Below are 20,395 nucleotides of genomic sequence, written 5' to 3'. Positions count from 1 at the left end.
GCAGCAGAGCAATGCAGCAACTCAATCCTTCCGAAATTAGTGAAATCATCAAGGGCCGCATCGACAACCTCGATGTCGGCTCCCAAGCCCGTAACGAAGGTACCGTCGTTTCGGTTTCCGACGGCATCGTGCGGATCCACGGTCTGGCCGACGTCATGTACGGCGAAATGATCGAGTTCCCTGGCAGCGTATTCGGCATGGCCCTGAACCTGGAGCAAGACTCCGTAGGTGCAGTGATCCTGGGGGCCTATGACACCCTCGCCGAAGGCATGAGCGCCAAGTGCACCGGCCGCATCCTGGAAGTTCCGGTTGGTAAGGAACTGCTGGGTCGCGTCGTCGACGCACTGGGTAACCCGATCGACGGCAAAGGTCCTCTGGGCAACACCCAGACCGACGCGGTCGAGAAAGTAGCTCCAGGCGTGATCTGGCGTAAGTCGGTAGACCAGCCTGTACAGACTGGCTACAAGTCCGTCGACGCCATGATCCCTGTCGGCCGTGGCCAGCGTGAGCTGATCATCGGTGACCGTCAGATCGGCAAGACCGCCATGGCCATCGACGCCATCATCAACCAGAAAGACTCCGGTATTTTCTGTGTTTATGTTGCAGTCGGCCAGAAGCGTTCCACCGTTGCCAACATCGTTCGCAAGCTGGAAGAAGCCGGCGCCCTGGCCAACACCATCGTGGTCGTTGCCAGTGCTTCGGAATCCGCCGCACTGCAGTTCCTGGCGCCTTACGCCGGCTGCACCATGGGCGAGTTCTTCCGTGACCGCGGTGAAGACGCCCTGATCGTTTACGATGACCTGTCCAAGCAGGCCGTTGCCTACCGTCAGATCTCCCTGCTGCTGCGCCGTCCACCAGGACGTGAAGCGTACCCAGGCGACGTGTTCTATCTCCACTCCCGTCTGCTGGAGCGTGCATCGCGCGTTTCCGAAGAGTACGTCGAGAAGTTCACCAACGGTGCCGTAACTGGCAAGACTGGCTCGCTGACCGCTCTGCCGATCATCGAAACCCAGGCTGGCGACGTTTCCGCGTTCGTTCCGACCAACGTGATCTCGATCACCGACGGTCAGATCTTCCTGGAATCGGCCATGTTCAACGCAGGCATCCGTCCTGCCGTTAACGCCGGTGTGTCGGTATCCCGTGTTGGTGGTGCCGCCCAGACCAAGATCATCAAGAAGCTGTCCGGTGGTATCCGTACCGCCCTGGCCCAGTACCGTGAACTGGCGGCCTTCGCCCAGTTCGCTTCGGATCTGGACGAGGCTACCCGCAAGCAGCTGGAGCATGGTCAGCGCGTTACCGAGCTGATGAAGCAGAAGCAGTACGCGCCAATGTCGATTGCCGACATGGCCCTGTCGCTGTACGCCGCTGAGCGTGGTTTCCTGACCGACGTAGAAGTCTCCAAGGTTGGCAGCTTCGAGCAAGCTCTGATTGCCTACTTCAACCGTGATCACGCCGAACTGATGGCCAAGATCAACGTGAAGGGTGACTTCAACGACGAAATCGACGCTGGCATGAAAGCCGGTATCGAGAAGTTCAAGGCCACCCAGACCTGGTAAGCCGCAGCGGGGGCTCCGGCCCCCGCTTGCTAACCTGATAGGTGATACATGGCAGGCGCAAAAGAGATTCGCAGTAAGATTGCGAGCATCAAAAGCACGCAAAAAATTACCAGCGCCATGGAGAAAGTGGCGGTCAGCAAGATGCGCAAGGCACAAATGCGCATGGCTGCTAGCCGTCCTTACGCGGAGCGTATCCGCCAGGTGATCGGTCATCTGGCCAACGCCAACCCGGAATACCGCCACCCGTTCATGATCGAGCGCCCTGTAAAGCGCGCTGGTTATATCGTGGTGAGCAGTGACCGTGGTCTGTGCGGTGGCTTGAACACCAACCTGTTCAAGGCCCTGGTCAAGGACATGGGCGAAAACCGCGAACAGGGCGTTGAAATCGACCTGTGCGTGATCGGCAGCAAGGGTGCGACTTTCTTCCGCATCTTTGGCGGCAACGTCGTAGCCGCGATCAGCCACCTGGGCGAAGAGCCATCGATCAACGATCTGATCGGCTCCGTCAAAGTGATGCTGGACGCCTACCTCGACGGCCGTATCGATCGCCTCTCGGTGGTTTCGAACAAGTTCATCAACACCATGACCCAAAAACCGACGGTCGAGCAATTGGTACCGTTGGTGGCAACCCCGGATCAGGAACTCAAGCACCACTGGGACTACCTGTACGAACCCGACGCAAAAGAGCTGCTGGACGGCTTGATGGTGCGTTACGTGGAGTCGCAGGTGTACCAGGCGGTGGTCGAGAACAACGCTGCTGAACAAGCGGCCCGGATGATCGCCATGAAGAACGCCACAGACAACGCCGGTGATTTGATCAAAGAGCTTCAGTTGATCTACAACAAGGCGCGTCAGGCTGCGATCACCCAGGAGATCTCGGAAATCGTCGGCGGCGCTGCCGCGGTTTAACGGTTCAAAAATTCAGAGGATCCAGCTATGAGTAGCGGACGTATCGTTCAAATCATCGGCGCCGTCATCGACGTGGAATTCCCACGTGACGCCGTGCCGAGTGTTTACAACGCGCTGAAAGTACAAGGCGCGGAAACCACCCTGGAAGTTCAGCAGCAGCTGGGCGACGGCGTGGTTCGTACCATTGCGATGGGCTCGACCGAAGGTCTGAAGCGCGGTCTGGATGTCGTCGACACCAAGGCTGCCATCTCGGTACCTGTTGGCAAGGCAACCCTGGGCCGTATCATGGACGTCCTGGGCAACCCGATCGACGAAGCCGGCCCGATCGGCGAAGAAGAGCGTCGCGGTATCCACCAGCCAGCGCCTTCGTTCGCTGACCAGGCAGGCGGCAACGACCTGCTGGAAACCGGCATCAAGGTTATCGACCTGGTCTGCCCGTTCGCCAAGGGTGGTAAGGTTGGTCTGTTCGGTGGTGCCGGCGTCGGCAAGACCGTCAACATGATGGAACTGATCCGTAACATCGCCATGGAACACAGCGGTTACTCCGTGTTCGCTGGTGTGGGTGAGCGTACTCGTGAGGGTAACGACTTCTACCACGAGATGAAGGACTCCAACGTTCTCGACAAGGTAGCGCTGGTCTACGGTCAGATGAACGAGCCACCAGGAAACCGTCTGCGCGTAGCGCTGACCGGCCTGACCATGGCTGAGAAGTTCCGTGACGAAGGTAACGACGTTCTGCTGTTCGTCGACAACATCTATCGTTACACCCTGGCCGGTACCGAAGTATCCGCACTGCTGGGCCGTATGCCTTCGGCAGTAGGTTACCAGCCGACCCTGGCCGAAGAGATGGGCGTTCTGCAAGAGCGTATCACTTCGACCAAGGAAGGTTCGATCACCTCCGTCCAGGCCGTATACGTACCTGCGGACGACCTGACCGACCCGTCGCCAGCGACCACCTTCGCCCACTTGGACGCCACCGTCGTTCTGTCCCGTGACATCGCTTCCCTGGGTATCTACCCAGCGGTCGATCCACTGGACTCGACTTCGCGCCAGCTGGACCCGAACGTGATCGGCACCGAGCACTACGACACCGCACGTGGCGTTCAGTATGTTCTGCAGCGCTACAAAGAGCTGAAGGACATCATCGCGATCCTGGGTATGGACGAACTGTCCGAAGCCGACAAGCAACTGGTTGCCCGCGCTCGTAAGATCCAGCGCTTCCTGTCGCAGCCGTTCTTCGTGGCCGAAGTCTTCACCGGCTCGCCAGGCAAGTACGTTTCGCTCAAGGACACCATCGCTGGCTTCAGCGGCATCCTCAAAGGTGACTACGACCACCTGCCAGAACAAGCGTTCTACATGGTCGGCAGCATCGACGAAGCGATCGAGAAAGCCAAGAAACTGTAATCCCGGCGCCCCGCAAGGGGCGCTAATCAGGTTGAGGCAAGCAGATGGCTATGACAGTCCATTGCGATATCGTCAGCGCGGAAGGAGAGATCTTCTCCGGCCTGGTCGAGATGGTAGTAGCGCACGGAAACCTGGGCGATCTGGGTATCGCTCCAGGCCACGCGCCGCTGATCACCAATCTCAAGCCTGGTCCGATCACGCTGACCAAGCAAGGTGGTGATCGTGAGGTGTTCTACATCTCCGGTGGCTTCCTCGAAGTGCAGCCGAACATGGTCAAGGTTCTTGCCGACACCGTGCAGCGCGCTGCCGACCTGGACGAAGCTCAGGCTCAGGAAGCCCTCAAGGCTGCTGAGAACGCGCTGAACGCGAAAAGCTCGGACTTCGACTACGGTGCTGCTGCCGCACGTCTGGCCGAAGCTGCAGCTCAGCTGCGTACCGTCCAGCAATTGCGCAAGGGCAAGTAACCTGGCCTTGGCCGGTCACTTCCAATGCGATTGAGTTAAAGGGTAGCCTCGGCTACCCTTTTTCTTTTCTGAATTTCCCCTTTGGTCACGTCCCTGACCGCCCAGTATTGGTAGCCAGTCAATGTCCCTCGATATCGTCATTCTCGCCGCAGGCCAAGGCACCCGCATGCGCTCCGCGCTGCCCAAGGTGCTGCATCCGGTTGCCGGCAACTCCATGCTCGGCCACGTTATCCACAGCGCCCGCCAGTTGCAGCCCCAGGGTATTCACGTGGTTATCGGCCACGGCGCGGAGCTGGTGCGCGAACGCCTGGCGGCCGACGATCTGAACTTCGTCATGCAGGACAAGCAACTGGGCACCGGCCATGCCGTGGCCCAGGCGTTGCCGGCGATTACCGCCGACACCGTGCTGGTGCTTTACGGCGATGTGCCGTTGATCGAGGTCGAGACCCTGCAGCGCTTGCTGGCCAAGGTCAGCGAACAACAGTTGGGACTGCTGACCGTAACCTTGCAAGATCCGACCGGCTACGGTCGCATTGTGCGTGACGCCGCGGGCAAGGTGACCGCGATCGTCGAGCACAAGGACGCCAGCGAAGCGCAAAAGGCGATCAAGGAAGGCAACACCGGTATCCTCGCCATGCCGGCCGCACGCTTGGCCGACTGGATGGGCCGTCTGTCCAACAACAATGCCCAGGGCGAGTACTACCTCACCGACGTGATCGCCATGGCCGTGGACGATGGCCTGGTGGTCGCCACCGAACAGCCCCACGACCCGATGGAAGTGCAGGGCGCCAACGATCGCCGCCAGCTGTCGGAACTCGAGCGTCACTACCAGCTGCTCGAAGGCCGTCGCCTGATGGCCCAGGGCGTCACCCTGCGCGATCCGGCGCGCTTCGATGTCCGTGGTGAAGTGACCGTCGGCCGCGATGTGCTGATCGACATCAACGTCATTCTCGAAGGCCGGGTAGTCATCGAGGACGACGTGCAGATCGGCCCGAACTGTGTGATCAAGGACAGCACCCTGCGCAAGGGCGTGGTCATCAAGGCCAACAGTCATATCGAAGGCGCGGTGATGGGTGAGGGCAGCGATGCCGGCCCGTTCGCCCGCTTGCGTCCAGGCAGCGTGCTGGAGGCCAAGGCGCATGTGGGTAACTTCGTCGAGCTGAAGAACGCCCACCTGGGCGAGGGCGCCAAGGCCGGCCACCTGACCTACCTGGGCGACGCCGAGATCGGCGCCCGCAGCAACATCGGCGCAGGCACCATCACCTGCAACTATGACGGTGCCAACAAGTTCCGCACGGTGATGGGTGAGGACGTGTTCATTGGCTCCAACAACTCCCTGGTTGCCCCTGTGGAAATCCAGGCCGGAGCCACTACCGCAGCGGGCTCGACCATTACCCAGATGGTTGAAGTGGGACAGTTGGGCGTTGCGCGTGCACGCCAGCGCAATATCGAAGGCTGGAAACGGCCGGAGAAGATCAAGAAGAGCTGAGTTATCCACAGCGCTTTTTGCACAGGGCCGGCTTATGTGAATAAGTCGGCCTTTTTGTTTGCCGGTTGATGCCCGACTTGACGAATCGATTGACTTAGGTTTTGATTGCAACACTTATCTTTCGAATCGAAACTTAAATCCACATGTCGAAACGAAATACCCCTCAACGGCGCCACAATATCCTGGCCTTGCTCAATGAGCAGGGCGAGGTCAGTGTCGACGCCTTGGCCAAGCGTTTCGAAACCTCCGAAGTGACCATCCGCAAGGATCTGCATGCCCTGGAGGCCAACGGCCTGCTGCTGCGCCGCTACGGCGGTGCGGTGACCATGCCCCAGGAGCTGCTGGGCGACACGGTCCAGCCGGTGTCCCTCTACAAGCAGGCCATTGCCCGTGCTGCGGTAGAACGCATCCGCGAACACGCGCGCATCATCATCGACAGCGGCAGCACCACGGCGGCGATGATCCCGCAGCTCGGGCGCCAGCCAGGCCTGGTGGTGATGACCAACTCGCTCAATGTGGCCCGGGCTATCAGCGAACAAGAGCATGAACCCGTGCTGCTGATGACCGGTGGTACCTGGGACCCGCACTCGGAGTCCTTCCAGGGCCAGGTGGCCGAGCAGGTACTACGCTCATACGACTTCGACCAGCTGTTCATCGGTGCCGACGGCATCGACCTGGAACGTGGCACAACGACCTTCAACGAACTGCTGGGATTGAGCCGGGTCATGGCCGAAGTGGCCCGCGAGGTGATCGTCATGGTCGAGTCGGACAAGGTCGGCCGCAAGATCCCCAACCTCGAGCTGCCCTGGGGCAGCGTGAATACCCTGATTACTGATGATCGCCTGCCCGCCGAGGCACGCGACCGGATTCAAGCCCGCGGCATCACCCTTATCTGCGCCGCTATCAGCTAGGAGCAACATCTTATGTGTGGAATCGTCGGTGCCGTTGCTGAGCGCAATATCACAGCCATTCTCATCGAAGGCCTCAAGCGTCTGGAGTACCGTGGTTATGACAGCGCCGGCTTGGCCGTCCTGACCCAGCAAGGCGCGCTCGAGCGTCGCCGCCGCATCGGCAAGGTCAGCGAACTGGAAGGCGCGGTTGCCGCCGACCCGCTGGCTGGCCAACTGGGTATCGCCCACACCCGTTGGGCCACCCATGGCGCGCCTACCGTGCACAATGCCCACCCGCACTTCTCTGGCCATGAAGTGGCGGTGGTGCACAACGGCATCATCGAGAATCACGAGGAACTGCGCGAAGAGCTCAAGGGCCTGGGCTACACCTTTGTCTCGCAGACCGACACCGAGGTGATCGTGCACCTCATCCACCATCTGCTCAAGACCATCCCCGACCTCACCGATGCGCTCAAGGCCGCGGTAAAGCGCCTGCATGGCGCCTATGGCTTGGCCGTGATCAGCGCCAGCCAGCCTGACCGGCTGGTGGCTGCCCGCAGTGGCAGCCCCCTGGTGATCGGCCTGGGCCTCGGTGAAAACTTCCTGGCCTCGGATCAACTGGCCCTGCGCCAGGTCACCGACCGTTTCATGTACCTGGAAGAGGGCGATATCGCCGAGATTCGTCGCACTCAGGTGCAGATCTGGGACCAGGCCGGTCAGCCGGTCCAGCGTGAGACGGTGCAGTATCACGAAGGTGCGGAAGCCGCCGAGAAGGGCAACTACCGCCACTTCATGCTCAAGGAGATCCACGAGCAACCCGGCGTGGTGCAGCGTACGCTGGAAGGTCGCCTGGGCAATGACCATGTGATGGTGCAGGCCTTCGGTCCCCAGGCCGCCGAGCTGTTCGGCAAAGTGCGCAATGTGCAGATCGTCGCTTGCGGTACCAGCTACCACGCCGGCATGGTCGCCCGTTACTGGCTCGAAAGCCTCGCCGGCATCCCTTGCCAGGTGGAAGTCGCCAGTGAGTTCCGCTATCGCAAGGTGGTGGTGCAGCCGGACACCCTGTTCGTCTCCATCTCGCAATCCGGCGAGACCGCCGACACCCTGGCGGCCCTGCGCTATGCCAAGGAATTGGGCTTCCTCGGCAGCCTGGCCATCTGCAACAAGGGCATCAGCTCGCTGGTGCGTGAATCCGACTTGACCCTGCTGACCCTGGCCGGGCCGGAGATCGGCGTCGCCTCGACCAAGGCCTTCACCACCCAGCTGGTCTCGCTGATGCTGCTGACCCTGGCCCTCGGCCAGGTGCGCGGTACCCTCGAGGCCGGTGTCGAAGCCGAGCTGGTGGACGAGCTGCGCCGCCTGCCGGCACGCCTGAGCGAAGCGCTGGCGATGGATGGCGTGGTCGAGAAGATCGCCGAGCTGTTCGCCGACAAGCACCACACCCTGTTCCTTGGCCGCGGTGCCCAGTACCCGGTGGCCATGGAAGGCGCGCTCAAGCTCAAGGAAATCTCCTATATCCACGCCGAAGCCTACCCGGCCGGTGAGCTCAAGCATGGTCCTCTGGCGTTGGTGGACAACGATATGCCCGTGGTGACCGTGGCTCCTAACAACGAGCTGCTGGAAAAGCTCAAGTCGAACCTGCAGGAAGTTCGCGCCCGTGGTGGTGAGCTGGTGGTCTTTGCCGACGAGCAGGCCGGCATGAGCAATGGCGAAGGCACCCATGTGATCAACGTCCCGCACATCAACGATGCGCTGGCACCGATCCTCTACACCATCCCGCTGCAACTGCTGTCGTACTACGTCGCCGTGCTCAAGGGCACCGACGTCGACCAGCCGCGCAACCTGGCCAAGTCGGTGACGGTGGAGTAACGCTACTGCTGTTGAAAAGGGAGGGTGGTTGCACGGATTATAGATTGACACAAAAGGTTAAAGTTTGACACAAGCAATTATAGTTTGACACAACGCGCAAACCCCCGTATTTACGGGGGTTTTCCGTTTATGGGCCAAGCCGTTTGTCCGGATCAGCCGCTTCACTTGTCAGCGGGAGTAGTGTTGGAATTCCATCGACGGGCCGCTTAGTAGGTCGGTTTTTTCCTATGACTATTTTTGCGAGTGAGGTGAAGCGGTCCGGTTGGGCTGAGGAGGTGGGGTTGCGCGGTCGTAGGTTTTCATCGAAGCAGGACATTGAACGGCACATCGCAAATGGATTTGGAGCAGGCGCCGGAGTCGGCTACATGCCTTGGTTACGCGTACAGGACGTGCCCTCCACAGGTCGCTCCTGGAAGATCCAAGGCGTCAAAATCGAGCGCATGCATCATCTCCTGTCCGATCTTGAACGGGCCTATCTTCTAGTCCTCGAGTTCTCTGAAAACGTTGTAGATATCCGCGAGCAGTATCCACTGCTGCCTTTCGAAAGCCCCCAGGCAATCGCAAGAGCGATTGGTGTTCGTTACCCAAGGTACATGAAGACCAACGTTCCATTGGTTATGACGACAGACTTCCTGTTAACTGTTAAACAGCCAAATGGAGACTTCAAGTCTGTCGCCAGAACTATCAAATATCAAAAGGATCTGCTGGGCGAAGACGCTCTTCGGACGCTACAAAAGTTAGAAGTCGAAAGACGATTCTGGATGAGTCAAGGAGTGGACTGGAGTATCGTCACAGAAGAAGATTTCACGCCTGATCTGATTAAAAACCTTGGATTGCTAAGGCGATATGCTCAACTGCCTCGCGCCCTGATGAATTCATCATTGCACTCGGAGTTTCTAGAACTTCTAGAGTCTAGCAAACCTTACGCCTGGGCTACGATGTCAGAGTGCCTGAGGAAAATTTCCAAGCGTTTGTCTATCCCATATGCGGAGGCGCGGGACATTTTCTTTAACCTGATTTGGCGTAAATTCATCCGGCTTGATCTGTGCAATGTGCCTCTTCACCTAACTTCGCCGTTACCTGATTTCCATATCGTTTATCCATCTGAGTTGAGTTCACTGAGAGAGAGGTCGTAATGAATATTTCAGTAAATGACGTATTCGAACCCGTCACAGAGTTCTCTGTGCTTTCTACTATGGTGAGGGCAATTCATGTCGATGAGGCACACGATGCAGTGATCGTTATGAGCCTGATTGATCCTCCTGGAAAGCCCTATCCAATGGGGCTTGAGGAGCTCAAGTTATCACTGGAGTCTGGCGACACCAAGTCAGTGGTTACGGCAGTGCCGGAGTTCCTGTTGGTCCTTGAGGATGACCTCGATGAGACCGCCAAGCGAGACAGGGATGAAAAGTGGGCGGTTATTGCCCCTCTGTTGGATCCGGCCTATCCAGGGCAGATATTCGTTCATGGCGAAATGGGACGGTTGGTCGGTAACAGGGCCGCAGAGTTAGGTATACAGCGAAAGACAATCTACCGGAACCTGTACAGATACTGGTTTTACGGCCAGGTAAGAAACGCACTCCTGAAAAACTATTCGGCCGTTGGTGTACAAAACCGTAACTACACCCCTGACAAGCGGCCAGGACCAAAGCCAAAGTTTCAAGGAGTGCTTGTTTCGCCTTCAAAGTTGCTCAGCGTTACAGATAAACGCTGCATTCGTATAGGTTATTCGCTGTATACCAATGATAAGACATCTACAATTCGTAGCGCTTACGACAAGATGCTTAAAAAATTCTATTCGGTGAAAAATCTTTCTAAAAATGCAGAAAATAGAGTTCGCTTGCTTCCCGAGTCAGAAATTCCAAACTTCAATCAGTTTGATTATTGGGGAAAACAATTCTTTGACGAAGTAGAAACTGATCGTGGCCGTAAGGGGCTGACAAAGTGGCTCAAGGATTGTCGCCCGCTTTCCGGTACCGTTCGAGATTGGCTCAGAGGGCCTTGCCACCAGTTTGAGATCGACGCGACGATTGCCGATATCTACTTGGTCAACAGCTACTCCAGGCGGATGCTCATCGGCCGGCCGGTGGTGTACATCGTGGTGGACAGCTTCTCGGGGATGATAGTCGGGCTGTATGTCGGGCTAGAGGGGCCAAGCTGGAATGGCGCTCGGCAGGCGTTATTCAACGCGTTCACCTCCAAGGTAGATTTCTGCGCGCAATATGATGTTGAAATCACTCCGGAGGAGTGGAACTGCCACCACCTGCCACACAATATCTACGCTGACAGAGGCGAGATGCTGTCTTTGGCATCGGAGGGGTTGGCGACTGGACTGGGCATCGAAATGGGCACCGCTCCTCCGTATCGACCGGATTGGAAACCTATGGTCGAGAGCCGATTTGGCATCCTCAATGACCTAACTGGTATCAGGTGGCTACCGGGTGGAGTGGCTGCGCGTGAACAGGAACGAGGCCAGCGAGATTATCGCCTCGATGCCACACTGAACCTGAAGGAGTTCACCCGGATTGTCATCGAGTGTGTCCTGCACTACAACCGCCATCACCGGCAACCAGACCGGCTGACCCAGGCGATGATGAACGATGGGGTTGAGCCGACCCCGATGGGCATCTGGACCTGGGCTTCAGAGAATGACCTGATCCAGGCCAATAATCGGCCTGACGAACTGATCTATCTCCATCTGTTGCCTCGTGAACGAGCCACTGTCCAAAAGGGTGGAGTCATTTTCCGCGGGATGCACTATGTCTGCGAGATGGCGATCAACGACAATTGGTTCGCCAAAGCGCGGCGCAATGGGGTCTGGTCAATCGACTGCCGATTCGATCCCAACTCGGCAGCGCATATCTGGATCCAGGGTGAGAACAAGCAGTTTGTTCGCTGTGACCTTCGCCGCTCGGATATCAAGTACGCGAGTTACCGCTCGGACGAGATTTACGATCTTCTGGAGGCCTACCGGCAGACACCCCCAGCTCATAAACGTGCGGAGCTGGAGAGCCGCGTGGGCCTGGTCGACACCGTAGAACAAATCATCACCAATGCACAGGCTGAGCAGAAGCTTGAACCTCCACCTAGGACCAAGGCAGAGGCTGTGGCCAACATTCGCGAGAATCGCGCTGAGGAGCGGATTCTGGGGCGCGAAAACGCGACTGTCCCAGATGGTGTCCGTGCCGAACCAGTCCAGCCCGTCGCGGATGCCCCTGCCATCGCGCACGACTCTTACGCGGGCCCTCGCAGTGCAGAGGTTATTGATCTGCTCAAAAGACGTCGGCCAGGACAGGCTCAATGAAAGGCGCACAGATTTTTGCGAGCTACACGAAGCAGGCTATCTCGGAGTATGCAGGCAATCCGTTGATCGAAGCACTACCGCCGATTCTTCCAGAAACGAAGGCCATCGAGCTGATTTCGAATTTTCCCCAGCCGGTAGTACCTGAAGAACTCGAACTCGAGAGTGCAACACGGATTCACTGTATTGAGCGCCTGAAGACGGTAGTGCAGCCGTTCCTGCTGCACTTGGAGCTTGAGTCCATGTTCTCCCTTCTGATCCGCCGCGGATACGTCGGGCGTAATCCGACCTCTCCAGACACGGTGAGGCATCTGCATTCGTTGTCGGGGGCTCAGCGATATCACGAGTCCTTCAGGTCGACAGCTGACGCCTTCACTCTGGTGGGCCTGAGTGGTATTGGGAAGTCCACCGCTCTGCACGCCATCCTAAGCCTTTACCCGCAGACGATTCGACACGAGCGTTATGAGGGCCATCAGTTCGTCCAAACCCAGATCACGTGGCTGAAACTAGATTGTCCGCGGGATGGTTCCCTGGGTGGGTTCTGTCAGCAGTTCTTCCACGCGGTCGGACTGGCACTGGGTGACAAGGACTATTACAAGCGACATCGGCACCGTAACATCAATGATGCGCTGAAACAGATGGAGCAGGTTGCCAGTACGTTTTACATCGGCGCCTTGCTCATCGATGAGCTGCAAAATCTCCGCCTAGCAAAATCGGGCGGGAAGGAAAGCATGTTGAACTTCTTCCTTAACCTAGTGAACAACATCGGCATCCCAGTCGTATTCATCGGCACGAATTCGATGATCAGCCTGATTTCGGACGTCATGCGCGTTGCCCGGCGCACTTGCGGCGGTGGGATGGTCGAATTCAAGCGCTTTGAGAAGAACAATGAAGAATGGCAGATCCTGGTTGAGAACCTCTGGAGTTACCAGTGGTGCAAGCAGACGGCTGAGCTAACCCCCGAGATTTGCGATGCACTGTACGACTACACTCAAGGCGTAACTGATTTCCTGGTAAAGCTACTGGTGCTCAGCCAGCGCTATGCCATTCAAAGTGGTTCCGAATGCCTGAGTGCCGAGATAATCGCCAAGGTGAGCAACACTAAGATGCAGATCCTCAAGCCAGCGTTGTCGGCTCTACGCAGCCGAGATCCTGCTCGCATGAGACAGTTTGACGACCTGCTCCCCATTGAGGAGCAGTTGATCGACATGATGTCCTTCGATGGGCTTCTGCGATCAGAGGGTCTTGCCTTGCTTCGTGGCGTGAAGCCACATGCGAAGCCAGAGGCTCTCCCTCCAGCGGCTGTTTCAAGTAAACCAACGGCTCCAGCAGCTGTTGCGGTGGAGACATCGGAAGCGAAAGCACTGAGTGAAGAGCAAGACAGCCTGGCGGCTCTGAAGTCCGCTGGCTGGATCAGCACGGACCTTTTTGAGTTTTCACCGGCCTACCGAAAATCATGAATCGAAGGTGGTGGAATGGCGCTGAAATTCCATTTCTTCCCGGCGGTCTTCCCCGACGAGACACTTCACAGTGTCCTCTCTCGCTACGCTCGGCTTTGCGGTGGAGGTAGCCGCAAAGCAGCTTTCGCTGGAGAGGACGCTGCAGCTTCGTTCACTCAGAACGTGGCGTTTCCAAGTAGGTTGGGCGATTTGGTTGAGTCACTTCCCCGCGGTATGGACCTGTCGGTGGCTCAAATCATCAAGCGTCATACCGTACTGCCGTATTTCGCCCCCTTTCTCACCTACGACCAATTGCAGCATGCTCAGGTCTCGATGACTGGCGATGGTAGTGGCCTGATGCTGAAACTGGGCATCAATGCCAGTCGGGTCGAGAGCGCTTCGAGAATACGGTTCTGCTCCGAATGCCTCCATGAGGACATTGAGCGTGTTGGCGCAGCATACTGGCACCGCGTACACCAGCTGCCTGGTGTGCTGGTATGCCCACACCACATGAAGCTGCTCAAGGTGGTAGATCCCGGCTCGAGCAGCCGTATTTCCCGGCAGCTCAACTTGCCTGACGACGAAGAGATACAAACCCATTCGATCCAAATTGATGCTTGCACGGACACGCTTCAAAGGTTGTATCAAATTGCCTTGAGGTCATTGCAGCTCCTCGATTTGGAGCTCAACCCTCTTCCAGCTCCCGCTTTACGCACTTGGCTCCTGCAAGGGGCTGCCAACCTGGACTTGACCACTGGAGCCAAACGGCGATTAGACCTGCCCCGTTTGGCTGCGCACATGGCCAGTTTTTTCAAAGCGCTCCCAGCCGCTTGGGAGTATTCGGTGCTTCGAGAAGCCCCTGCTGGTTTCCCCGCGACGTGGGTCACCAAGCTGCTCCGGAAACCCAGATGCACTCACCATCCACTCAAATACATTGTGCTGTCCACCGCATTGGAGGTCGACCTAGCTTGCATCCCTCGCGATGAAGAACCGTCGCCACCTGTGGGTAAGCGTGCGACGCTGATTGATATCCCTTCCTCACCACTAGGGCCAAGAGAAATCATACCTGAGGGATGGGAAGGCCTACCCGCAGCAGTTTGCAGGCTGGCTTTTACCGGGCAGGAAGCACGGCTAATCGCCGACACTCTGGGTGTATCCCTGGCTTATGTTTACCGGACTATCCGCGCCGTTCACTGCGGCCCAAGCGCATGGAGAGACGCAAGATTCCTGCGCGAGCGTCGGCAGCGCCGAACAGCCTTCGAGAGGGACTATCGGCACCTGCATGCTCACCAATGTCGTAACTATGCATGGCTTTACCGATGCGATCGGATTTGGCTTACAGACCGCATTGCGAACTGTGGCAGTGTCCACGCAAGCCGAGCTGATAGCGCCGGCGCGTTTGCGGTCCTCGACTCGCAACTCGCCGAGCAGGTGAGGGACTGTGCACAGTGGCTTCGTGGCGTAGATGGGAGACCCGTCAGGATCACGCGCACCCGCATCGGTCGGGAGCTGCACGTCCTATCACGTATCCAAAAGCAGCTAGCTAAGCTCCCCCTTTGTGCGAGAGCACTGGAGCAGGTTTGTGAGCCCGCCGAACTGTTTCACCTCCGACGTCTGCTGTGGGCAAAGGCAAAGTTGGAGGGTGAACAGCGAAGAGTGACCCGATCAGCGCTGTATCGCACCGCATGTATCAGGTCTGGGATTTGAGCTGTTAGGTCGCATGAGGCGCGGATGTAGATTCTGGAAAATCGCCTTATAAGCTGACCATTCGGTTAATTTAACAAGGTAACGCTATAGCGCACTACGAACAGAGTCAGCGGGAAATTCGGCTGGCGACTCGCTCGCCATCCCCTTCATCGCTTTAATCGAGTAGGTTGCTCAGCCAGGGGCCTAATCATGGTGATCAGCTCCAGCTGATACCTCTATCCAGCTCGTTGTTCCCGCCAATCGAAAAGGAAGTCAGATGCACATTCGCCTCGCTCAACCCAGTGATGTTCAGGCCATTGCCGAGATCTACAACCAGGGGATCGAAGACCGCAGCTCTACGTTCGAGACCCAGCCGCGCACCGCCATGGATGTACAGCCCTGGGTGGCCGATATGTCCCGCTATCCAGTGCTGGTCGTCGAGGTCGACGGCGCGGTAGTGGCGTGGGCAAACCTGAGCAGCTACCGCGCGCGTTCGTGCTACGCCGGCATCGCCGACTTCTCGATCTATCTGCACCGTGACGTCCGCGGACGTGGCATTGGCAAGGCGCTGCTCAAGGCATTGCTCAGCGAGGCTGAGGCACGTGGTTTCTGGAAAGTCCTCTCCCGCATTTTCACCTTCAACGAGGCGAGCCTCGCGCTCTGCCAGGCCTGCGGCTTCAGGACGGTTGGCGTCTATGAGAAGCATGCTTGTCTTGAAGGTCGGTGGCTGGATTGCGCTATCGTTGAACGGATTTTTCCATCGAACCAGCCCGGTCCAGATGGCGAAGCAACTGGGGCATGAGGTAGCCCGCGTCAGCTCCTACACCCCTGAGGGTTGCTGAGGCGAAGTTCCTTTGCTTTGGCAGCCCGACGAAGTACAGACCTGGCACCTGATCTGCCACCCCGTTTCGCTGCAGAACGTTCCCATGCCGGCCAACAACTGGGAGCTGTGCCAGAAACGCCAGGTTCGGCCGGAAGCCCGTGGCGAAAATCAGCGCGTCGGCCTGATGGGTGGTTCCATCCGCCCAGACAACGCCATCGGGCAATACCTGCTGGAACATCGCTTTGCGCTGGAGCCGCCCGGAGTCCAGGGCAGCCCGGTACTTGCCGGTATCCAGCACAGGCGTGCTCTGGTCACTCAACCAGCGCGTGTGCTCCAGCCGGGTGAGTTTCAACCAGGCGTGAAAATCGAGCCCCAGGATCCGCTGCGGGAAAAAGCGGATTTTCTCGCGAGTCGCCAGCACTACCTGCGCAACGCCGGCAAGCTCATAGGCAATTTGAACAGCCGAATTCGCCGCACCAACTACGACGACACGCTGGCCGGCAAAGGCCTCAGGCGTTCGATACGCCGAGCTGTGCAGACAGGTCCCTGAGAAGCTTTCCAGGCCAGGAATGTCAGGCATGTTTGGACGGCTGAAGCCCCCCGATGCCACGACCACCGCACGCGCCGTGAAGGTCGATCCGTTGGCGGCGAGAACCTCAAATGCCTTGTCCTTCTGCACGACTTCCAGCACCCGGGTACCGCCCTCAAAAGGCAGCTGAAATTCGGCGGCGTATGACTCCAGGTACTGCACCACGTCGTCTCGCAGCGGGTAGCTCTTGGGATCACCGGGAAACACCATCCCCGGTAGCGCTGAATACTCCGCCGGGGAGAACAGTTGCAGGCTGTCGTAGTAGTTGCGCCAATTCCCACCAGGGTGTGTCTGCTCATCCAGGAGGAGAAAGTCCAAGCCGTGTTGCTGCAAATGCCAGCCAAGCGCAAAACCCGCTTGCCCACCACCGATGACGACCACATCCAACACGCGACTCGACTTATTCATATGTGCGCACCCATGCATATATAAGGTCAAAAAAGGGCTAGCTACGGGCAGCACAGCGAAACCAGACCCTTGGTTCGCTGGAGCAAGCCCTCAAGGCGCTCGATGATCGCCCCACCATTCACCTCGTAGAACACCTGCCTGCCCACCTTGGTGGCTTTCACGATCTGGGCGTCGTGCAGCACCTGTAGGTGCCTGGAGACCACCGAGCGCTCCTGCGGCAGCTCTTTGGCGATTTCGCCGACATCCGCCCAGCCCAGCAGGAGCACGCGCTTGAACACCGCGACCCTGGAGGGCTCGCAGAGCGCTTTGAAGAAGGCCTCATCCAGCGACTCGATGGCAGCGTCGATGGCTTGGGTGCGGAGGTTCAGGTTGGTCGTCATGTCGCCAATATATGTGCACGAATATGCACATGTAAAGCCACCCATCCTCAGAGGGGTTGCGATACATTCGAAAAAGCGTATATTCGAAAAATCATATATGCGCAGAGTACCTCGTGATGACTGGCAAGATCCGCGTCCTGTTTGTTTGCACCGCAAACGCTGCTCGCTCCCAGCTCGCCGAAGCATTGCTCCGACACACAGGCCCTGTGCGTTTTGAAGCTTTCAGCGCCGGCACTCAGCCTGGCGAGGTCGATCCGCGTACCTTCGCGGCGCTTGAGCACCTCGGTATCGATGCCAGCGGCCTGCGCAGCAAGTCCATCGATGAGTTCGCCGATGAACACTTCGATTACGTCATTACCCTTTGTGACAAGGCTGTGCTGGAGTGCCAGGTCCTGCCGGAATTCGGGGAGCGCCTGATGTGGCACTTCGAAGATCCAGTCACCAGCGACAAGCACGATGCCTTCCGCCACACGCTTCACGAGCTCCATGAGCGCATCAAGATGTTCGTCCTCGTGAAAACCAAACACTGAGAATCGCTATGACTGATCCACTGACCCCGACCAAGGTTTTCAAATGCCTCGCCGACGAGAACCGCATTCGGATGATGCTGCTGATCGCCCGCGAGGAAGAGCTCTGCGTCTGTGAGCTGACCTGTGCACTGGAAGAAAGCCAGCCCAAGGTTTCCCGCCACCTGGCGCAGCTGCGCACGTGTGACCTGCTGGCAGACCGCCGCCAGGGCCAATGGGTGTACTACCGGCTGCATCCAGAGCTGCCCGCCTGGGTACGCGAGATCCTGAAAACGACGCTGGAGGCCAATAGCGAGTGGCTGAACAGCAGTTCCACTCGATTGGACGCAATGGGTGACCGCCCACAGCGCGTCGCCACCTGCTGCTGATCACTGCCGAGCAAAACCGATGAAAGTTCTGTTCCTCTGCACCGCCAATAGCTGCCGCAGCATCCTGTCAGAAGCCGTGTTCAACCACCTAGCCCCGGCCGGTATGAAGGCCTACAGCGCCGGCAGCCAGCCCAAAGGCGAGGTACCTCCGTTGTCCATCTCCGCGCTGCAGCGCGCCGGTATTTCCAGCGATGGCCTCAGCAGCAAGTCCAGCGATGCGCACGCCGAGCTGGCCCCGGACTTTGTCATCACCGTCTGCGACAAGGCTGCCGGCGAAGCCTGCCCCGTGTTCTTCGGGCCGGCAGTAAAAGCCCACTGGGGACTTTCCGATCCGTCGGACCTGCAGGGCAACCCCGCCGAGTTGGACGCGGCGTTCGACACCACGCTTGAGCAGATCAAGCGACGCCTCAAGGCATTCCTCGCACTGCCTTTTGAACAATTGGATGCCGCCCAGCTCAAGGTCGAGCTGGCCCGCATCGGAACGCTCTGACGTATAGGGAGATCCACCATGAGCAAAAGCCGACTTTCCTTCCTCGACCGTTACCTGACGGTTTGGATCTTTCTGGCCATGGGCTTGGGTATCGCCCTGGGCAGTCTGTTCCAGGGATTGCCCGCGTGGCTGAACAGCCTGTCGGTAGGCTCGACAAACATCCCCATCGCGATTGGCCTCATCGTCATGATGTACCCGCCGCTGGCGAAGGTGAAATACGAGGAACTGCCTCAAGTTTTCAAGGACAAGCGCATCCTCGTGCTGTCGCTGGTCCAGAACTGGGTAATCGGCCCGGTACTGATGTTCGGGCTGGCGGTAGTGTTCCTTTCCGACAACCCCGAGTACATGACCGGCCTGATCCTCATCGGCCTGGCGCGCTGCATCGCCATGGTGCTGGTGTGGAACCAGATCGCCGGTGGCAACAACCAATACGTGGCGGGCTTGGTCGCCTTCAACAGCATTTTCCAGATCCTGTTCTTCAGCGTGTACGCCTGGATCTTCCTGGGCCTGCTGCCGCCTCTGTTTGGCCTTGAGGGTAGCGTCATCGAGACCAGCTTCCTCGAAATCGCCCAATCGGTGCTGATCTATCTGGGCATCCCGTTCCTGGCCGGTTTCCTGACCCGCAAGATCCTGATCAGCAGCAAGGGCGAGACCTGGTACCAGGAACGCTTCATTCCGAAGATCAGCCCGCTGACGCTTGTGGCGTTGCTGCTAACCATCGTGGCCATGTTCAGCCTGAAGGGCGACATGGTGCTGCAACTGCCGCTGGATGTGCTGCGCATCGCCATCCCGCTGACCATCTACTTCGTGGTGATGTTCTTCATCAGCTTCTGGATGGGCAAGCTGCTGGAGGCCGACTACCCACGCACCACCGCGCTGGCGTTCACTGCAGCAAGCAACAACTTCGAACTGGCCATTGCCGTGGCCATCGCTACCTTCGGCCTCGCTTCGCCGGTTGCCTTTGCAACAGTCATCGGGCCCTTGGTGGAAGTGCCGGTACTGATCTCACTGGTGGGCGTGGCCTTGTGGCTCAAGCGTCGCTGGTTTGATCAGCGCTCTGGTGCCTTGTCTCAGGAGTAAATCATGACCGAACACCACATCCCCAACATCGACAACGAACTGGTCGACCTGCCGTCCGCCGACAAGCTCGCGATCGAGCAGCAGTCCACCCATAAACCCCGCATTCTGCTGCTGTACGGATCGACACGGGAACGCTCCTTCAGCCGTCTGCTGACAGAAGAAGCGGCACGCCTGCTGGAGCACTTCGGTGCGGAGACGCGAATCTTCAATCCCACTGGCCTGCCACTGGCGGATGACGTGCCCGATGACCATCCCATGGTCAAGGAACTACGTGACCTGGTGCTGTGGTCGGAAGGCATGGTCTGGTGCTCGCCTGAGCGCCACGGCGCGATGACCGGCGTGTTCAAGTCGCAGATCGACTGGATTCCACTGAGCATGGGCGCCGTGCGGCCGACGCAAGGCAAGACCCTCGCGGTGATGCAGGTCTGCGGCGGCTCCCAGTCGTTCAACGTGGTCAACCAGCTGCGCGTCCTCGGCCGCTGGATGCGCATGTTCACCATCCCTAACCAGTCGTCCGTACCCAAGGCCTACCTGGAGTTCGACGAGGCCGGCCGCATGAAGCCCTCGGCGTACTACGACCGTGTCGTCGACGTGATGGAGGAGCTGGTGAAGTTCACCCTGCTGCTTCGCGACCGCTCCGACTACCTGGTCGACCGCTACTCCGAACGTAAAGAGTCGGCTGAAGAACTATCCAAGCGTGTCAATCAACGATCCATTTGAGGC

At 58.4% G+C, this 20,395-nt stretch carries 19 protein-coding genes; 17 read left to right on the top strand and 2 right to left on the bottom strand.

Going from position 1 to position 20,395, the window contains the following annotated elements; genetic code table 11:
• Positions 1 to 11 precede the first annotated feature (11 nt).
• The 12 genes from atpA (at position 12) to LU688_RS27635 (ending at position 15,809) form a co-directional block, all read left to right on the top strand.
• Positions 12 to 1,556, top strand: coding sequence for a F0F1 ATP synthase subunit alpha (gene atpA / locus LU688_RS27690; protein ID WP_038707082.1), 1,545 nt, complete (start codon positions 12 to 14; stop codon positions 1,554 to 1,556).
• A gap of 48 nt (positions 1,557 to 1,604) precedes the next feature.
• Positions 1,605 to 2,465, top strand: a complete 861-nt coding sequence (atpG, locus tag LU688_RS27685; RefSeq protein ID WP_023628562.1) for a F0F1 ATP synthase subunit gamma — start codon at positions 1,605 to 1,607, stop codon at positions 2,463 to 2,465.
• Between the two features lie 27 nt (positions 2,466 to 2,492).
• Positions 2,493 to 3,869, top strand: coding sequence for a F0F1 ATP synthase subunit beta (gene atpD, locus LU688_RS27680; protein ID WP_023628563.1), 1,377 nt, complete (start codon positions 2,493 to 2,495; stop codon positions 3,867 to 3,869).
• A 44-nt stretch (positions 3,870 to 3,913) separates the two neighbouring features.
• Positions 3,914 to 4,333, top strand: coding sequence for a F0F1 ATP synthase subunit epsilon (locus LU688_RS27675; protein ID WP_011536500.1), 420 nt, complete (start codon positions 3,914 to 3,916; stop codon positions 4,331 to 4,333).
• 121 nt (positions 4,334 to 4,454) lie between these two features.
• Positions 4,455 to 5,822, top strand: a complete 1,368-nt coding sequence (gene glmU / locus LU688_RS27670) for a bifunctional UDP-N-acetylglucosamine diphosphorylase/glucosamine-1-phosphate N-acetyltransferase GlmU (protein WP_094010831.1) — start codon at positions 4,455 to 4,457, stop codon at positions 5,820 to 5,822.
• Positions 5,823 to 5,965: 143 nt separating this feature from the next.
• Positions 5,966 to 6,733, top strand: coding sequence for a DeoR/GlpR family DNA-binding transcription regulator (locus tag LU688_RS27665; protein ID WP_046857650.1), 768 nt, complete (start codon positions 5,966 to 5,968; stop codon positions 6,731 to 6,733).
• Between the two features lie 12 nt (positions 6,734 to 6,745).
• Positions 6,746 to 8,581 carry a glutamine--fructose-6-phosphate transaminase (isomerizing) gene (glmS, locus tag LU688_RS27660; protein WP_094010832.1) on the top strand — a complete coding sequence of 612 codons (1,836 nt, stop codon included), beginning with the start codon at positions 6,746 to 6,748 and terminating at the stop codon, positions 8,579 to 8,581.
• A 281-nt stretch (positions 8,582 to 8,862) separates the two neighbouring features.
• Entirely contained in the window at positions 8,863 to 9,717 is an 855-nt protein-coding gene (locus LU688_RS27655; protein WP_232887957.1) for a TnsA endonuclease N-terminal domain-containing protein, read from the top strand.
• Positions 9,717 to 11,885, top strand: a complete 2,169-nt coding sequence (locus LU688_RS27650) for a Mu transposase C-terminal domain-containing protein (RefSeq protein ID WP_232887889.1) — start codon at positions 9,717 to 9,719, stop codon at positions 11,883 to 11,885. The genes LU688_RS27655 and LU688_RS27650 overlap by 1 nt, the downstream gene beginning before the upstream one ends.
• Entirely contained in the window at positions 11,882 to 13,342 is a 1,461-nt protein-coding gene (locus tag LU688_RS27645; RefSeq protein WP_232887890.1) for an ATP-binding protein, read from the top strand. The genes LU688_RS27650 and LU688_RS27645 overlap by 4 nt, the downstream gene beginning before the upstream one ends.
• Positions 13,343 to 13,357: 15 nt before the next feature.
• Positions 13,358 to 15,028 carry a TnsD family Tn7-like transposition protein gene (locus LU688_RS27640; protein ID WP_232887891.1) on the top strand — a complete coding sequence of 557 codons (1,671 nt, stop codon included), beginning with the start codon at positions 13,358 to 13,360 and terminating at the stop codon, positions 15,026 to 15,028.
• Between the two features lie 256 nt (positions 15,029 to 15,284).
• Positions 15,285 to 15,809: an arsinothricin resistance N-acetyltransferase ArsN1 family A gene (locus LU688_RS27635; RefSeq protein WP_232887892.1), complete on the top strand. Its 525-nt coding sequence runs from the start codon at positions 15,285 to 15,287 to the stop codon at positions 15,807 to 15,809.
• Here the strand turns inward: LU688_RS27635 and LU688_RS27630 are convergent.
• Together LU688_RS27630 and LU688_RS27625 are read right to left on the bottom strand one after the other, a co-directional pair.
• Complete coding sequence (locus LU688_RS27630) at positions 15,745 to 16,827, bottom strand: flavin-containing monooxygenase (protein WP_232887893.1); 1,083 nt, start codon at positions 16,825 to 16,827, stop codon at positions 15,745 to 15,747. The two genes, LU688_RS27635 and LU688_RS27630, sit on opposite strands and share 65 nt — an antisense overlap.
• A gap of 41 nt (positions 16,828 to 16,868) precedes the next feature.
• Positions 16,869 to 17,207 carry an ArsR/SmtB family transcription factor gene (locus tag LU688_RS27625; RefSeq protein ID WP_232887894.1) on the bottom strand — a complete coding sequence of 113 codons (339 nt, stop codon included), beginning with the start codon at positions 17,205 to 17,207 and terminating at the stop codon, positions 16,869 to 16,871.
• A 116-nt stretch (positions 17,208 to 17,323) separates the two neighbouring features.
• Here LU688_RS27625 and LU688_RS27620 point away from each other — a divergent pair, with 116 nt between their 5' ends.
• Genes LU688_RS27620 through arsH form a run of 5 tightly spaced genes read left to right on the top strand, consistent with a single transcriptional unit; the run spans position 17,324 to position 20,392 of the window.
• On the top strand, positions 17,324 to 17,737 hold the full coding sequence (locus LU688_RS27620) for an arsenate reductase ArsC (protein WP_232887895.1): 414 nt from the start codon (positions 17,324 to 17,326) through the stop codon (positions 17,735 to 17,737).
• A gap of 8 nt (positions 17,738 to 17,745) precedes the next feature.
• Positions 17,746 to 18,102: a metalloregulator ArsR/SmtB family transcription factor gene (locus LU688_RS27615; RefSeq protein ID WP_028692329.1), complete on the top strand. Its 357-nt coding sequence runs from the start codon at positions 17,746 to 17,748 to the stop codon at positions 18,100 to 18,102.
• A gap of 19 nt (positions 18,103 to 18,121) precedes the next feature.
• Entirely contained in the window at positions 18,122 to 18,592 is a 471-nt protein-coding gene (locus LU688_RS27610) for an arsenate reductase ArsC (RefSeq protein ID WP_232887896.1), read from the top strand.
• Between the two features lie 18 nt (positions 18,593 to 18,610).
• Positions 18,611 to 19,672, top strand: a complete 1,062-nt coding sequence (gene arsB / locus LU688_RS27605; protein WP_232887897.1) for an ACR3 family arsenite efflux transporter — start codon at positions 18,611 to 18,613, stop codon at positions 19,670 to 19,672.
• Between the two features lie 3 nt (positions 19,673 to 19,675).
• Positions 19,676 to 20,392, top strand: coding sequence for an arsenical resistance protein ArsH (gene arsH, locus LU688_RS27600; RefSeq protein ID WP_004575545.1), 717 nt, complete (start codon positions 19,676 to 19,678; stop codon positions 20,390 to 20,392).
• Positions 20,393 to 20,395 lie beyond the last annotated feature (3 nt).

Source organism: Pseudomonas soli, assembly GCF_021283165.2.
Classification (GTDB): domain Bacteria; phylum Pseudomonadota; class Gammaproteobacteria; order Pseudomonadales; family Pseudomonadaceae; genus Aquipseudomonas; species Aquipseudomonas soli.
This window is presented reverse-complemented; position numbering and strand designations above follow the sequence as displayed.

Coding starts and splice junctions, on each gene's coding strand:
- glmU (WP_094010831.1), top strand. CDS start 4,455: ATGTCCCTCGATATCGTCATTCTCGCCGCAGGCCAAGGCACCCGCATG.
- LU688_RS27675 (WP_011536500.1), top strand. CDS start 3,914: ATGGCTATGACAGTCCATTGCGATATCGTCAGCGCGGAAGGAGAGATC.
- LU688_RS27625 (WP_232887894.1), bottom strand. CDS start 17,207: ATGACGACCAACCTGAACCTCCGCACCCAAGCCATCGACGCTGCCATC.
- LU688_RS27645 (WP_232887890.1), top strand. CDS start 11,882: ATGAAAGGCGCACAGATTTTTGCGAGCTACACGAAGCAGGCTATCTCG.
- atpG (WP_023628562.1), top strand. CDS start 1,605: ATGGCAGGCGCAAAAGAGATTCGCAGTAAGATTGCGAGCATCAAAAGC.
- glmS (WP_094010832.1), top strand. CDS start 6,746: ATGTGTGGAATCGTCGGTGCCGTTGCTGAGCGCAATATCACAGCCATT.
- LU688_RS27635 (WP_232887892.1), top strand. CDS start 15,285: ATGCACATTCGCCTCGCTCAACCCAGTGATGTTCAGGCCATTGCCGAG.
- arsH (WP_004575545.1), top strand. CDS start 19,676: ATGACCGAACACCACATCCCCAACATCGACAACGAACTGGTCGACCTG.
- atpD (WP_023628563.1), top strand. CDS start 2,493: ATGAGTAGCGGACGTATCGTTCAAATCATCGGCGCCGTCATCGACGTG.
- LU688_RS27640 (WP_232887891.1), top strand. CDS start 13,358: ATGGCGCTGAAATTCCATTTCTTCCCGGCGGTCTTCCCCGACGAGACA.
- LU688_RS27620 (WP_232887895.1), top strand. CDS start 17,324: ATGACTGGCAAGATCCGCGTCCTGTTTGTTTGCACCGCAAACGCTGCT.
- LU688_RS27650 (WP_232887889.1), top strand. CDS start 9,717: ATGAATATTTCAGTAAATGACGTATTCGAACCCGTCACAGAGTTCTCT.
- LU688_RS27665 (WP_046857650.1), top strand. CDS start 5,966: ATGTCGAAACGAAATACCCCTCAACGGCGCCACAATATCCTGGCCTTG.
- arsB (WP_232887897.1), top strand. CDS start 18,611: ATGAGCAAAAGCCGACTTTCCTTCCTCGACCGTTACCTGACGGTTTGG.
- LU688_RS27615 (WP_028692329.1), top strand. CDS start 17,746: ATGACTGATCCACTGACCCCGACCAAGGTTTTCAAATGCCTCGCCGAC.
- atpA (WP_038707082.1), top strand. CDS start 12: ATGCAGCAACTCAATCCTTCCGAAATTAGTGAAATCATCAAGGGCCGC.
- LU688_RS27630 (WP_232887893.1), bottom strand. CDS start 16,827: ATGAATAAGTCGAGTCGCGTGTTGGATGTGGTCGTCATCGGTGGTGGG.
- LU688_RS27610 (WP_232887896.1), top strand. CDS start 18,122: ATGAAAGTTCTGTTCCTCTGCACCGCCAATAGCTGCCGCAGCATCCTG.